We start from the raw sequence: 12,659 nt of genomic DNA, 5'->3' as shown, positions 1-12,659 counted from the left end.
GAGTTGTGTCTGTGTCCTGGCCCGCTCACTAGGGTCACGTCATCACTCAGGGAGGAGGGGTCATGAGACCCCGCATCGGATACAAGAAGCTCGCTGCCGTCGGAGTCGCGGCGGTTGTCGGCGTAGCTTCTACGATTGCGCTGACCTCGGGTTCGGCGTCCGCCGCGCCGGTATTTGGCTACAGCGGTTACGCGTTCGGCACCGACGTCCAGACCGGGCTCGCGAACAGCGGCCCGCAGGTCGTCAGCCAGATCAGCTGCACCACGGACTCGAACCGGTCGGACCAGAACGACCTGGCCACCGCGAACGTCAACGACCAGGCGATCGCCCGCTCGGTCACCACCGACACGCACTCGTTCAACGACAAGAGCGGTAACGGTGTCACCAGCAACGCGACCGCCGTCGACATCAAGATCGGCTCGCTGCTCACGCTGACCGGCGCGAAGACCACGACCACCGCGGTTTACAAGAACGGCCAGCTGTCCTACACCGGCAGCACCACCTTCGCCGCGGTGAAGATCGGCGCCGTGTCGGTCCCGTCGCTGGTCAAGCCGGGCCCGAACACCAAGGTCGCCGTCCCGGGCCTCGGTTACATCGTGCTCAACCGCGTCGGTGGCGTGAAGACCAACACCGGCATCTACTCGTACGCGCAGGCCGTCGTGGTGCACGCGAACGTGAAGAACCGCTACATCCCGCAGGGTGTCGACGTCGCGGTGCTGAAGACCCGCGCGGAGATCACCAAGCCGGCCACCGCGATGGTGATCGGTGATGCGTACGGCACCAAGGCGAACGTCGACAAGCTGGTCACCTCCGGTCCGACCTCCTACCAGTCCACCTGCCAGGGCACGGAAGGCAAGACGATCCGGAGCGCGGTCGCCGAGGTCAGCATCCCGAAGGTCGCCTACGTGGGCGCGGTGTACACCACCAAGAACGGCTACATGGGCACCGAGAAGTCCGCCGTGAACTTCACCTCGCACGTCGCCGGCGTGAAGGTGGGCAACCTGTCCATCGCCGCGATCGAGTCCTCCGCCTCGGCGTGGAAGACCAAGGACGGCAAGGTCGGCCTGGACTCCACCTCCAGCGTCGTCTCGGTCAAGGTCGGCAACAAGGTGTACAACGTGCCGAACAAGCCGAACACCACCCTGGACATCCCCGGCATCGCCAAGCTGACCTTCAACCAGGTCCTGCGTCAGAAGCGGTACATCTCCGTCAACGCCCTGGTGATCGACGTCTACAGCCTGAACACCAAGGTCATCGTCGGCCACTCGGCCGCCGGAGTGATCGGCTGATCCAGCCGACACCCCACCCTCGCTGAGCCGAACCTCACCGATTCAGCCAGGCCCCGGACCCCCGTCCCGGATCACCAGATCCGAGTCGGGGGTCCGTTCTGTTTCCCAACACTGCAAGACCACCTGAACAACAACTGCCGTCATCCGCCCAACACGTGGAAGGTCAGGCGTCCAGGATCAAAGTGACCGGTCCGTCGTTGGTCAGGGTTACTTCCATGTCGGCGCCGAAGCGGCCTCGTTCTACTTTGGCGTCGAGGGACTCCAGGGCGGCGCAGAACGCCTCGTACAAGGGCTCCGATACAGAACCAGGCGCCGCGGCACTCCACGACGGCCGCCGGCCCTTCCGCGTGTCGGCATACAGCGTGAACTGACTGATCGCCAGGATCGGCGCGTGCTCATCGGCGCACGACCGCTCGTCGCGCAGGATCCGCAGCGTCCAGATCTTCGACGCCAACGCGGCCGCCCTCTCGGCCGTGTCGTCATGCGTCACCCCCACCAACACCACCAGCCCAGGCTCATCGATCGCCCCGACGACGTCGCCCTCAACCACCACCGACGCCCGCTTGACACGCTGCAGCACTGCTCTCATGCGCCCAGTCTGCCAACCTGCCATGCTCGTTACGTGCGCCGCCTGCTCCGATGGCTGGTCCTCGTCGGCCCTTGCCGGATGTACCCGCGCGGCGACGCGAACGGTGGCTCGGTTCCGGTGGTGTTCATCCTCGGCCTGTTCGCGGTCGCGGCGGTCGCTGGCGGTGTCGGCGCGCTGGTCGGCCGGCTTCGTCGCGGGGGAAGCCAGCGGTAGATCGTCCGGTTTTCGGGACCAGCCACGGGCAAATGTCCCGTCCAGTGTCCGGATCTGGCACGATTCGTTCATGATGTCGACGTTGATCACTGTTGCCCCCACCGGTGCCGAGACCGCCAAGGCGGACTGTCCGGCGTTGCCGACCACGCTCGAGGAGCTGGTGGAGACGGCCAAGCGGTGCGAGGCCGCCGGGGCCGCGATGATCCACATCCACATCCGCGACGCGGACCACCGGCCGACGCTGGACCTCGGCCGGCTGACCGACACCGTGACCGCGGTCCGGGAGAACACCGCCCTGATCGTGCAGCTGTCCACCGGAGGCGCCGTGACCGACCCGTTCGAGCACCGCCTCAAGGTCCTCGACGCGGCGCCGGACTCCTGCTCCCTGACGATGGGCACGGTCAACTTCGGCGACGACGTCTTCATGAACCCCTGGCCGTTCGTGACCGAGCTCTACCAGCTCACCCAGGAGCGCGAGGTGGTCCCGGAGTTCGAGCTGTTCGACCTCGGCCACGTCGCCGCGCTGAACCGGTTGCTCGACAAGCTCGGCCTCCCGTACGGCGGCAAGGTGCACTGCGACCTGGTGATGGGCGTCCCCGGCGGCATGCCCGGTACTACGGACGCCCTGGTTGCCGCGGTCAACGGACTGCCGGCCGGCGTGACTTCCTGGTCCGCGACGGGTGTCGGCCGGACCACCCTCCCGGTGGCGCTGGCCGCGCTCTCGAAGGGCGGCCACCTCCGCGTCGGCATGGAGGACACGCTCACCCTCGCCAAGGGCCGGCCGGTCACCCACAACTCGGAGCTCGTCGAGCGTGCCGCCACGCTGGCGACCCTGGCTCAGCGCCCGCCGATGTCCCCGGACGAGGCCCGCGACCTCCTGAACGTCAAGCGCCGCCCCTGAACCACCGCCACCAGTACGCCGACCAGCACGATCGTGGCCTCGAGCAACAACCAGTCGCGCAGGTAGTTCCGCGGCAGCACCGTCGGGTTGACGCCCTTGCCCTGCCGGAGCAGCAGAGGAATCGCCACCAGCGTGGTGATCCCGGCGTACAGCAGCATCGTGCGCACGGTTGTCACCGTGCGGTGGTGGCCCGGCCCGATCGACCAACGCGCCAGCATCCAGCCGACGCTGATGGTCAGCGGGACAAGGAAAAAGTCGTTCGCGATCACCGCACCGGCAAGCCACAACGGCAACCGGATCAGCGCATCCACACTGAGTGACTGCAGCAACAACCCGAGCCCCCACAACCCGACCCCAACACCCACGACCGCCAGCCCGGTCCGCACGGCGATGGTTGCGCTGAGTCGGCTCCGCAGTTGCCCGATCGGTGGCTTTGTCATGTGAGGACCTCCAGCCGGTGGACCCATTTGGTTTGGAGGACGCCGGGTCTGTTGGGGGCGATGATGCGGGCAGGGAAGCCGTGGTCCAGGTCGAGGTCGGTCCCGTTCAGGCGCAAGGCGAGCAGCGTGAGGGGATCTTCCGCGAACTGCGGAGGAAGCTCGCTGGTGGCGTAGAAGCCGCCCTTCTCCATCGAGACCACCCTCAGACTCGATCCCTCCGGAGCTCCACAAAGCTTCAGCAAATCCTTGACCCGTATGCCCTCCCACCGAGCACCTTGGCTCCAGCCCTCGACACAGGCGATCGGCAAGTCGGACCGGCTCTGTGGCAAGGCGCGCAGCTCATCGAGTGAGTAAGACAGTTGCTCCGGGCCCGTGATAGTGAACCGCCAGTCCGGAGCGACTATGGCGACCCCGGCGTCCCGAGCAGTGCGGTTGACCGGAAGCCCTTGCGGGCCGACGTTGGGCTTGCGTGGCGCCAGTACTGCGATCGGCCCGAACGCGGATACCGACTGGCCGAGTGAGGTGACTCCCACCAGGGCTGCCGTGCCGGCGACCGTGCGGAACAGCCCGCGGCGGCTCAGCCCGGTGATTGCTGGCGGCAATGATTCGGCCGGCTCCGGGACCGGAGTACGGTCTGCTGGTGTCCTCCGCCAGTTCGCGATGATCAGTGGCAGCTTGACCCCGAGGTGCACCAGCAGGGCACCGACGATGATCCACGCCAGCGCGTAGTGCGTTTCCTTGAAGGGGAACGGCCATGGGTACCACTGCAGCGTGTTGAGGAAACCGATGAAGAGTTCGAGCGCCATCGCAGCCACCAGCATGGCGATCGAGAGGCGCTCGAAGGCCGCGCCCAGGGCCTTCCGGCTGGGCGGCCACGGAAGCTTCGCGAACAACTTCGGGTAGACCGTCCATAGCTTTGCCAGCAGCAGCGGCACGGAGATGATCCCGGTCAGTACATGGAGCCCCTGCGTGACCCGATAGAGCGAGGCCGGCCGGCTCGGGATGACGAGCCAGCCCGGCGTCGCCTGCTGGAAGTGGCTGAACAGCCCGGTGAGGAAGCAGACCGTCACCGCGACCCCCAACCACCGCCCGATCACGGTCGCGACCCGCGGGTGATGCAACGGCGAAGGGAACGCCTTCTCCGTCGGTAGCTCCGGCAGCTTCATGTGTCCATCACAACCCGCGATCGGCCGCCGGACGGGCCCCCTCCGCTTACTGCTCGCGAACGCCTGGTGAGGTCCCTTACGGGTCCCTCACAGCAGGGCTCCAACACTTGCAACCCGACGACTTTCAATCACCCGGGCGGCCTCTCCAGGCTGGCTGACATTGCAGGAAGCTGCAGTTCACCTGTACTTCGTCCGCGGCCCGGGTGGGATCGGGGGATCCGGAGGGGTGGGGAGTTGCGTCGGAGGGCGGTTGGTACCCCGTCCCCTTAGGCTGAGAAGGTTCGAGGGAGAGGAGAGGCCCAGGTGAGGACACAGCAGCGGTCGTCGGACGATGACGAGCGGGCTATGGCCGACCTCGCGGAGGTGTCCGACTGGAAGCGTGTCTGGGGTCCCCCGGAGACCGGTCTGGACGCGATCCGCGCCCTGGTGTCACGTGTCACCGCGGCCACCGGCTGGCGACCCTGGGCCCCCGGCAACATCGACCCGTCCCGCTACACCTGGGGTCTGGTGACCCCGCGCCAGACCGTGATGCTGGTGCTGCCCGACGCCGTACTGCCGGAGAGCCCTCGCAGCGGCTGGTCGGCGTACGAGATCGCGGCGGACGAGATCCCCGACGCCGAGGACGGGCTGGACGAGCACTGGCCGGGGCAGCTGGAGCTGGCCCGGCGGCACTGGGGTGACCCGGTGTTCGTTGGCCCGGGCAACGACCCGCGGATTCCCGGCGAGTGGCGCGGCCGCCGCCGGCACCTGGCGGTCTGGTTGCGGCCGGGCGCCGAGATTCACCTGTACGCGACTCAGCCCGAACCGGATGCGGCCACCGTCGCCGCCGGTTTCGGGTACTCCGTCTATGCGAGCGAGGTGGCCTGATGGCGATCGAGGAAGATCTGCTGCGGGACCTGTACCGGATCATGCACAGGATCGCCAGCCGGCTGATGCAGCGCCGGCAGCAGGGCCAGGGGCTGTCCCGTGAGCGGGAGCTGCGCTCGCTGATCGAGGAGCTCCGCGACTTGGTGCAGCAGGACCGCGAGGCCGGGTCGATCGCGGACCAGCTGACCCCCGAGCAGCGCCAGCAGGTGTACGAGCGGGAGGCGCAGCGGATCCAGGAGGAGCGCGACCGGCAGGACAACGAGGCCGACCGCGACCCGAACCTGGACCCCGAGCTCGACCAGAACGACCGGGATCCCAACGAGCCGGATCGGGACTCCAACGATTTGGACGGCGACCATGTGGACGACGCGTCGGAGCGGCGGGACCGGGACGAGCAGGAGCGCAATCGGACCGACCGCGACCACGATGGCCGCGACGACTCGGCCCAGCGGCGCGATGAGGCAGACGCGCAGCGGGAGCAGCTCAACGACGGCGACGGCAACGGGAAGGACGACGCCGCCGAGGCGCGCGCGGAGAACCGGGCCGAGCAGGACGCGGAACGCCAGCAGGCCGAGCAACGCCGCCAGGCCGAGGAGAACCGCGAGGGTGACGGTCCTGATGTAGTCCCGGCCGCGGCCACCGGCGCCGCCGCGGGCGCTGCGGCTGTAGTCGCCGCCGACGAACTGGAGGACCGCCTCGAGGCGGACCGGCTCGCGGAGGAGTCCCAGGCGGACAGCCCAGTCGCCGACCAGGACGGGCCGGAAGCGGGGCAGGACGGGCCGGGTTCTGAGCAGGACGGACCTGAGGTTGGGCAGGAGCCGCCGGCGGCGGAAGCTGAAGGGCTGGATGCCGACGGTGGGCAGCGGCCGGAGACAACGCTTGGGCCCGACGGCAGACCCGGCACGATCGAACCGGGCATGGAATCGACCGGCGCCGACCGGAGCCAGGCAGACCAACTCGAGGGCGAGCAGACCGAATCCGACCAGGACCGTGCCCAGGAGACAGGCCAGGACCGCCCGGAGGCTGAGCAGGACAGCCAGGAGACCGGCCCGCAGGTTGAGCAGGACGGCCAGCCGACCGGCCAGCAGCAGAACGAGCCCCAGGTTGAGCAGGACGGGCAGCAGACGGGCCAGCAGCAGAACGAGCCGCAGTTGAACGGGCCTGACGGTCAGCAGCAGGACGGGCGGGACGGCCGGCAGCAGGGTCAGGAAGTACAGGAGCAGGGGGATTCGGGTGGGCAGCCGGCGTTGCCTACGGCTGGGGATCAGCGGGCGGCGGCTGAGGCTGCGGCGCAGAGCCAGCAGGCGCGGGCTCAGGATCCTGTGGAGACTCAACTCGCCGCGGATCGGGAGCGGAACCAGTCGGCGAACGGCCAGAACGGGCAGACCGCCGGCCAGAACGGGCAGACGACCGGCCAGAACGGACAGGTCAACGGTCAGGACGCGCAGGCTGCCGGTCAGAACGACCGCAACGGGATGTCTTCCGCCGAGATCGAGAAGCTCCGAGCCGCCACCCAGAACGGTCATGCCCCGGCGAACGGCGCGACCCAGCGCTCCGGCGAGCCCGCGGTCGCAGCCGGCCACGGCGGCCGCACCGCAGGCGGCCAGCACCGCGACATGACCACCCGAGGCACCGGCGGCCGAGGCAACGAAGGCTCCGGCCCCGAACGCTCACGAGAGTGACAGGAAGTTCTAACGGACGGCGCTCGCCCAGGTGATCAGTAGACGATTGCCTGGGCGTTATCGGTGAGGATTTCTTCGGTGAAGGCGGGGGCGCCCGCTATGCGGGTGCCGGGGAGTAGGTCGGACTCGGTGAGGTTGCGGCGTTTGGCGCATTGGGTGCAGGCGGTTAGTTGGCCGCCGGCGAGGACGGCGGCGACGAGGTCTGCGAGGGGTGCTGCGTGGGGGAGTTCGAAGGACTCGGCCCGGCCCGGTACGGCGAACCAGACCGCCTCGCCCGTGAGCCACAGAGACACCGTGGCTCCGGCAGCTACAGCGGTGGCGGCCACGGTGAAGGCCTGGTTCGCGCGTTCGGGTTCTTCGGCACCTGCGGTCAGCTTGATCACCAGCGTGCGGGACATCACCCCACGGTAGTCCAGCCGCCACCAGCGCATCCCCTAGACTGGCGAACGTGCTCCACGTCATCTTCACGACCCTCCTGGTGCTGGTCACCGTGTTCATGGGCTGGTTCTCGGCGTTCGTCGTCTACCGGCTGTACCGCGGCCGCAGCGCGAGCTGAGGTCGGCTGATGGCGTTCGAGATCCCGCAGGACCTGCACCCTGACCTGATGCCACTGGCCTGGCTGCTCGGCCGCTGGGAAGGTCGCGGGCACGGCGACTACCCCACGATCGAGAAGTTCGAGTTCGGCCAGCAGATCGACTTCAGCCACAACGGCAAGCCCTACCTGCACTACGTCAGCCAGACCTATGTGGTCGGCGAGGACGGCACGAAGGAGCGCCCGCTGGCGGTCGAGACCGGCTTCTGGCGGCCCAAGCCGGACAACAAGGTCGAGGTCGTGCTGGCGCACCCGACCGGCTTCGCGGAGATCTACTACGGCGAGATCGACGGCGCCAAGATCGAGATGCGCACCGACGTGGTGGCGCGCACGGTCACGGCCAAGGAGGTCAGCGCCGGCCACCGGCTGTACGGCCTGGTCAAGGGTGAGCTGCTCTGGGCCTACGACATGGCCGCCGAGGGCCAGCCCCTCCAGCCCCACCTCTGGGCCACCCTCGTCAGGGTCTGACCCCAAGACCCCTCGACGCCAGCTGTCTCGCAACAACGAGCCTGATCGAGTGTCTAGCTCTCGGACACCCAGGAGTACTCGACTTTCGGCCGGCCGCTGCGGCCGTCGTAGCGCTGGGTGCGCAGTGCCTGCCCCTGATCGGCCAGATGCTCCAGATACCGCCGCGCCGTGATCCGTGACGTCCCCAGCGACGTTGCGACCTCCTCGGCCGTCCACCCCTCGCGATCACCCAGCAACGTCACCACCCGGTCCAGCACTGACCCGACCAACCCCTTCGGTACTGAAGAAACAGTTGCTGGATGCAACAAGCGGTCCACCTCGTCCTGGTCCGCGACCACCTGACCGGCCTCTGCCGCACGACGTTGCCGGGCATAGGCGCTGAGTCGATCCCTCAACGTTTCAAAGGCAAACGGCTTCAGCACGTACTGAACGACCCCGATCCGAGCCGCCGCCTGGACCGCCGCCACCTCCCGGGCCGCAGTCACCGCCACCACATCCGTTTGATTGCCTGCGGCACGCATCCGCCGTACGACGTCCAGCCCGTGGCCGTCGGGCAGGTTCATGTCCAGGAGCACCAGGTCCACCTGTTCGCGGCTGAGCACCTGCAGCGCGCGGGCCGCAGTACCGGCTATTCCGAGGCAGGAGAAGCCGGGCAGGCGGTCGACGTACGTGCGGTGCGCTTCGGCCGCGACGGGGTCGTCCTCGACCACCAGCACTCGCAGGTCAGGCACTGGCGCTCACCGCCCGCGGCAGGCGCACCCGGACCGTGAGTGCGGGCACCTCGTCGAGCTCCGAGTCGGGGTCGACCATCAGCGTGCCCTGCCAGCGCTCGACCGTACTGCGAACCAGCACCAGCCCGAGTCCGTGACCAGGCTCGGGCTTCGTGGTCCAGCCGCGGTCGAACATCCGGGCCAGGTCAGTGGCCCCGAGCTCGGCACCCGTGTTCGTGACGGCCAGATCGATGGCATCGGGAGTCGTCCCCGCCTTGAGCTCGACCCGGCGCGGCGCGGGTCCACCCCGAGCGGCCTCGATCGCGTTGTCGAGCAGATTGCCGACCACGGTGACGACGTCCTGAGCAGGCAGCCGCGTGTGCAGGGCCTGGGTTCCGAGCTCAAGCGTCAGCAGCACACCACGTTCCTGGGCCTGGGCCAGCTTGGCGAGCAACAATGACGCGAGCACGGGATCGCCGACCGTGCCGACCACCCGATCCGTCATCGCCTGGGCCAGTTGCAGCTCGGAGACGGCGAACTCCCGGGCCCGCTCGGGGCGGCCGATCTCGATCAGGCTGACCACGGTGTGCAGGCGGTTCGACGCCTCGTGGTTCTGCGCCTGCAGCGATTCCGCCAGGCTCCGCACGGCGTCCAGCTCACCGAGCAGCATCTGCAGCTGGGTGTGATCGCGCAGGGTGATGATCCGGCCGGAGTGCGTCGGCTGCTGGTTCACCACGACGACACCGAGCGCGCCGAGGTGCAGTTCGTCGTACGCCGTCCGTCCGTTGGAGAGGAGGCCCGACAGGGTGGCCGGTAGGTGGAGTTCCTCGACGGTCGAGCCAGGAGGGACGTCGCGGAGGCCGAGCAGGCGGCGCGCTTCGTCGTTGACCAGCCGAACCCGGCCGTCCGAGTCGACCAGCAGCAGGCCTTCGCGGGCGGCCCGCAGTACGCCCTCGTAGAAGTCGAGCATCCAGGCGAGCGATTGGGTCCCCATCCCGCGAGTGGCACGGCGGACCCGCCAGCTCACGAGGGCGTTGCCGGCGACGGCGACTCCTAGCGTGAGGCTGGCGATGCCGAGCATGGACCGCACCTCGAGCTGGATCAGGTCGCCCCAGCCGGGTGGTGTCACCCCGGCGGCAGCGGCGTCCCGGTCGGCCTGGGCCCGGGCGCGGGACAGCAGGGTGATCCAGATCAGCACGATCAGCACCGCGGCCGTGGCGGTCTGCAGCCAGAGCACCTGGCGGCGGAGCTCCCACGGCCGTTGCCTCATGCGGACATTGTGCACACCAGTGCCCCTACTGGTCGCCACGCGCCGGGCTGCTCACACCGGCTGCGAACGATATGAACGAAATGAGCGGTTTCCCTGTGCGTCACGTCACAGTTACTCAGAACCGCCCGCCCGGCCGATAGGAGTGTCCCCCATGTCGAGCCCGACAGAAACCCGACCGACACCGGTCCGCAACGACCGGACCCATTTCCTCTACATCGCCGTCATCGTCGCCGTGCTGCTGGGGATCGGCGTCGGCTTCCTCTTCCCGGACTTCGCGGTCGAGCTGAAACCGCTCGGCACCGGATTCGTCAACCTGATCAAGATGATGATCAGCCCGATCATCTTCTGCACGCTGGTGCTCGGCATCGGCTCGGTCCGGCAGGCCGCCAGCGTCGGCAAGGTCGGCGGTCTGGCACTCATCTACTTCATGGTGATGTCGACCGTCGCGCTCGGCATCGGCCTGGTCGTCGGCAACCTGGTCCAGCCGGGTTCCGGCCTGAACCTGACCGACAAGCTGCGCGAGAGCGGCCAGAGCCAGGCGGCCGGCGCCCACGAGAGCACCACCGACTTCCTGCTCGGCATCATCCCGAAGACCATCCTGTCGGCGCTGACCGAGGGTGAAGTGCTGCAGACGGTCTTCGTCGCGCTGCTGGTCGGCTTCGCCCTGCAGTCGATGGGCACCAAGGGCCAGCCGATACTCACCGCCATCGGACACATCCAGCGGCTCGTCTTCAAGGTGCTGTCGATGATCATGTGGGCCGCGCCGATCGGTGCGTTCGGCGCGATCGCGGCCGTCGTCGGCGCCACCGGTATGGACGCGCTGGTCAGCCTCGGCAAGATCATGCTGGCCTTCTACGTCACCTGCCTGCTCTTCGTGATCGTCATCCTCGGCACCATCCTCAAGACTGTCACCGGGATCTCGATCTTCCAGCTGCTCAGGTATCTCGGCCGGGAGTTCCTGCTGATCGTGTCGACCTCGTCGTCGGAGACCGCGCTGCCGCGGCTGATCGGCAAGATGGAGCACCTCGGCGTCGGCAAGCAGGTCGTCGGCATCACCGTGCCGACCGGGTACTCGTTCAACCTGGACGGCACCGCGATCTACCTGACGATGGCGTCGCTGTTCATCGCTGAGGCAATGGATCAGCCGTTCTCCATCGGTCAGCAGATCTCCCTGCTGGTGTTCATGATCGTGGCCTCGAAGGGTGCCGCCGGGGTGACCGGTGCGGGCCTGGCGACGCTGGCCGGCGGTCTGCAGTCGCACCGGCCGGAGCTGGTCGACGGCGTCGGACTGATCGTCGGCATCGACCGGTTCATGTCCGAGGCGCGGGCGCTGACGAACTTCGCCGGCAACGCGGTCGCGACCGTGCTGGTCGGCCACTGGGTCGGCGCGTTCGACAAGGCCCAGGCCCGGCAGGTCTTCGCCGGCGAGGACCCGTTCGACGAGGCGGCCTTCGCGGCCGGCGACACCCACGCCGGCGACGTTCCCGAGGCCGGCGAACCTGTCGCCCAGGACGCCACTCCAGTCCGCACCTGAACCATCTGTCCCACCCCTCAACGCTGCCCGTCAGCTCCCACTCCGCCTGGGACCTGACGGGCAGCGTGCTACTTCCCGGCGAGCTGCTCGATCACCGGCGCGAGGTCTTCCAGGTAGGTGGAGTTCACGCTGATGTAGGAGGCGCCGAACTCGTCCCGCCGGCGCTGCAGCTCATCCGCCATCTCCTGCGGCGTTCCACGCAGCAGCATCAGCGAACCACTCGCCTCGAGCGTCGCGGCATCCACGCCGGCCGCCTGCTTCGTCCATGGCGGCAGTTCCTTGGTCCCGGCCGCGAACAGGTTCATCGCCAGCTCGATGTCGTCCGCTCGCGGCCCAGCCAGCTCCCGGAGCTCTCGGGCAAGCTGCACGAGCTCCTCGCGCGGCGTCAACGCCGACTTGGCCAGCGACACGATGTCGGCCCGCGCCGCGGCCATTGCGAGCATCCGTGGTCCGCCGGCGGCCAGCATGATCGGCGTGTGCCGCTCGCCGTCCAGCTTCTCCAGCTGGTCCAGGGTGTCCCGGACCTGGTCCCGCCGCTCCTTCGCGGACCCGAACGGCAGCCCGAGCTCAGCCGCGAACTCCTCGACGCCGGGCCGGCCCGTACCGATGCCGAACTCGAACCGCCCGTCGGTCAGCACGGTCAACGTGTGTGCGTCCCAGGCAGCCGCTCGCGGGGGCCGCAGAGGCGCAGCGGCGACGAAGGTCCCGACCCGGATGTCCGCAGTCGCCGCCGCCACTGCGAGGGACGGGAATGGCGACAGCAGCTGGAGCCCGTCCGGCATCAGCACTGTCGAGTACCCGAGGTCGGCGGCCCGGCGTACGGTCGTCTGCCACTCTGCGGCGCCTCGGTCGGGGCTCGCCACCACACCGAACCGGAAAGCTCTGTCAGTCATCGTTCTGCTCCTCTCAGGATGTACTCCCAGCCTCGCTTCGGGTGG

13 protein-coding genes are annotated in these 12,659 nt (G+C 68.5%); 6 read left to right on the top strand and 7 right to left on the bottom strand.

Annotation, left to right across the window (positions count from 1 at the left end):
• The first annotated feature begins 62 nt into the window (after positions 1 to 62).
• A complete protein-coding gene (locus EV648_RS17220) occupies positions 63 to 1,289 on the top strand; it encodes a choice-of-anchor P family protein (RefSeq protein ID WP_132291936.1) in 1,227 nt (408 codons plus the stop codon).
• Between the two features lie 163 nt (positions 1,290 to 1,452).
• Here EV648_RS17220 and dtd read toward each other — a convergent pair whose 3' ends face one another.
• A complete protein-coding gene (dtd, locus tag EV648_RS17215; RefSeq protein ID WP_132292404.1) occupies positions 1,453 to 1,878 on the bottom strand; it encodes a D-aminoacyl-tRNA deacylase in 426 nt (141 codons plus the stop codon).
• Positions 1,879 to 2,161: 283 nt separating this feature from the next.
• Here dtd and EV648_RS17210 point away from each other — a divergent pair, with 283 nt between their 5' ends.
• Positions 2,162 to 2,992, top strand: a complete 831-nt coding sequence (locus tag EV648_RS17210) for a 3-keto-5-aminohexanoate cleavage protein (protein WP_132291933.1) — start codon at positions 2,162 to 2,164, stop codon at positions 2,990 to 2,992.
• Here EV648_RS17210 and EV648_RS17205 read toward each other — a convergent pair.
• Both EV648_RS17205 and EV648_RS17200 read right to left on the bottom strand, forming a co-directional pair.
• Positions 2,929 to 3,432: a hypothetical protein gene (locus EV648_RS17205; RefSeq protein WP_132291930.1), complete on the bottom strand. Its 504-nt coding sequence runs from the start codon at positions 3,430 to 3,432 to the stop codon at positions 2,929 to 2,931. The two genes, EV648_RS17210 and EV648_RS17205, sit on opposite strands and share 64 nt — an antisense overlap.
• A complete protein-coding gene (locus EV648_RS17200) occupies positions 3,429 to 4,598 on the bottom strand; it encodes a molybdopterin-dependent oxidoreductase (protein WP_132291927.1) in 1,170 nt (389 codons plus the stop codon). Before EV648_RS17200 ends, EV648_RS17205 begins: the two co-directional genes overlap by 4 nt.
• A 303-nt stretch (positions 4,599 to 4,901) precedes the next feature.
• On the opposite strand from EV648_RS17200, the gene EV648_RS17195 reads away from it, so the two are divergent.
• Both EV648_RS17195 and EV648_RS17190 read left to right on the top strand, forming a co-directional pair.
• On the top strand, positions 4,902 to 5,465 hold the full coding sequence (locus tag EV648_RS17195; protein WP_241995275.1) for a hypothetical protein: 564 nt from the start codon (positions 4,902 to 4,904) through the stop codon (positions 5,463 to 5,465).
• Positions 5,465 to 7,147: a hypothetical protein gene (locus EV648_RS17190; protein WP_132291924.1), complete on the top strand. Its 1,683-nt coding sequence runs from the start codon at positions 5,465 to 5,467 to the stop codon at positions 7,145 to 7,147. The genes EV648_RS17195 and EV648_RS17190 overlap by 1 nt, the downstream gene beginning before the upstream one ends.
• A gap of 35 nt (positions 7,148 to 7,182) precedes the next feature.
• Here EV648_RS17190 and EV648_RS17185 read toward each other — a convergent pair whose 3' ends face one another.
• Entirely contained in the window at positions 7,183 to 7,545 is a 363-nt protein-coding gene (locus EV648_RS17185; RefSeq protein WP_132291921.1) for a DsrE family protein, read from the bottom strand.
• A 167-nt stretch (positions 7,546 to 7,712) separates the two neighbouring features.
• Here EV648_RS17185 and EV648_RS17180 point away from each other — a divergent pair, with 167 nt between their 5' ends.
• Positions 7,713 to 8,207 (top strand): FABP family protein, encoded by a 495-nt coding sequence (locus EV648_RS17180; RefSeq protein ID WP_132291918.1) that lies wholly within the window; start codon positions 7,713 to 7,715, stop codon positions 8,205 to 8,207.
• Between the two features lie 53 nt (positions 8,208 to 8,260).
• On the opposite strand, the gene EV648_RS17175 is transcribed toward EV648_RS17180, so the two are convergent.
• Positions 8,261 to 8,938, bottom strand: a complete 678-nt coding sequence (locus tag EV648_RS17175; protein ID WP_132291915.1) for a response regulator — start codon at positions 8,936 to 8,938, stop codon at positions 8,261 to 8,263.
• Entirely contained in the window at positions 8,931 to 10,187 is a 1,257-nt protein-coding gene (locus EV648_RS17170; protein ID WP_132291912.1) for a sensor histidine kinase, read from the bottom strand. The genes EV648_RS17175 and EV648_RS17170 overlap by 8 nt, the downstream gene beginning before the upstream one ends.
• 151 nt (positions 10,188 to 10,338) lie before the next feature.
• On the opposite strand from EV648_RS17170, the gene EV648_RS17165 reads away from it, so the two are divergent.
• Complete coding sequence (locus EV648_RS17165) at positions 10,339 to 11,721, top strand: cation:dicarboxylate symporter family transporter (RefSeq protein WP_132291909.1); 1,383 nt, start codon at positions 10,339 to 10,341, stop codon at positions 11,719 to 11,721.
• Between the two features lie 68 nt (positions 11,722 to 11,789).
• On the opposite strand, the gene EV648_RS17160 is transcribed toward EV648_RS17165, so the two are convergent.
• On the bottom strand, positions 11,790 to 12,614 hold the full coding sequence (locus tag EV648_RS17160; RefSeq protein ID WP_132291906.1) for an LLM class flavin-dependent oxidoreductase: 825 nt from the start codon (positions 12,612 to 12,614) through the stop codon (positions 11,790 to 11,792).
• Between the last annotated feature and the right edge of the window lie 45 nt (positions 12,615 to 12,659).

The sequence above is a fragment of the Kribbella sp. VKM Ac-2568 genome (genome assembly GCF_004345365.1).
Taxonomy (GTDB): domain Bacteria; phylum Actinomycetota; class Actinomycetes; order Propionibacteriales; family Kribbellaceae; genus Kribbella; species Kribbella orskensis.
This window is presented reverse-complemented; position numbering and strand designations above follow the sequence as displayed.

What these genes read in the sequence shown, in the direction of transcription:
- EV648_RS17220 (WP_132291936.1), top strand. Translation starts at nt 63, where the DNA reads ATGAGACCCCGCATCGGATACAAGAAGCTCGCTGCCGTCGGAGTCGCG.
- EV648_RS17185 (WP_132291921.1), bottom strand. Translation starts at nt 7,545, where the DNA reads ATGTCCCGCACGCTGGTGATCAAGCTGACCGCAGGTGCCGAAGAACCC.
- EV648_RS17190 (WP_132291924.1), top strand. Translation starts at nt 5,465, where the DNA reads ATGGCGATCGAGGAAGATCTGCTGCGGGACCTGTACCGGATCATGCAC.
- EV648_RS17200 (WP_132291927.1), bottom strand. Translation starts at nt 4,598, where the DNA reads ATGAAGCTGCCGGAGCTACCGACGGAGAAGGCGTTCCCTTCGCCGTTG.
- EV648_RS17180 (WP_132291918.1), top strand. Translation starts at nt 7,713, where the DNA reads ATGGCGTTCGAGATCCCGCAGGACCTGCACCCTGACCTGATGCCACTG.
- EV648_RS17210 (WP_132291933.1), top strand. Translation starts at nt 2,162, where the DNA reads ATGATGTCGACGTTGATCACTGTTGCCCCCACCGGTGCCGAGACCGCC.
- EV648_RS17170 (WP_132291912.1), bottom strand. Translation starts at nt 10,187, where the DNA reads ATGAGGCAACGGCCGTGGGAGCTCCGCCGCCAGGTGCTCTGGCTGCAG.
- dtd (WP_132292404.1), bottom strand. Translation starts at nt 1,878, where the DNA reads ATGAGAGCAGTGCTGCAGCGTGTCAAGCGGGCGTCGGTGGTGGTTGAG.
- EV648_RS17165 (WP_132291909.1), top strand. Translation starts at nt 10,339, where the DNA reads ATGTCGAGCCCGACAGAAACCCGACCGACACCGGTCCGCAACGACCGG.
- EV648_RS17205 (WP_132291930.1), bottom strand. Translation starts at nt 3,432, where the DNA reads ATGACAAAGCCACCGATCGGGCAACTGCGGAGCCGACTCAGCGCAACC.
- EV648_RS17160 (WP_132291906.1), bottom strand. Translation starts at nt 12,614, where the DNA reads ATGACTGACAGAGCTTTCCGGTTCGGTGTGGTGGCGAGCCCCGACCGA.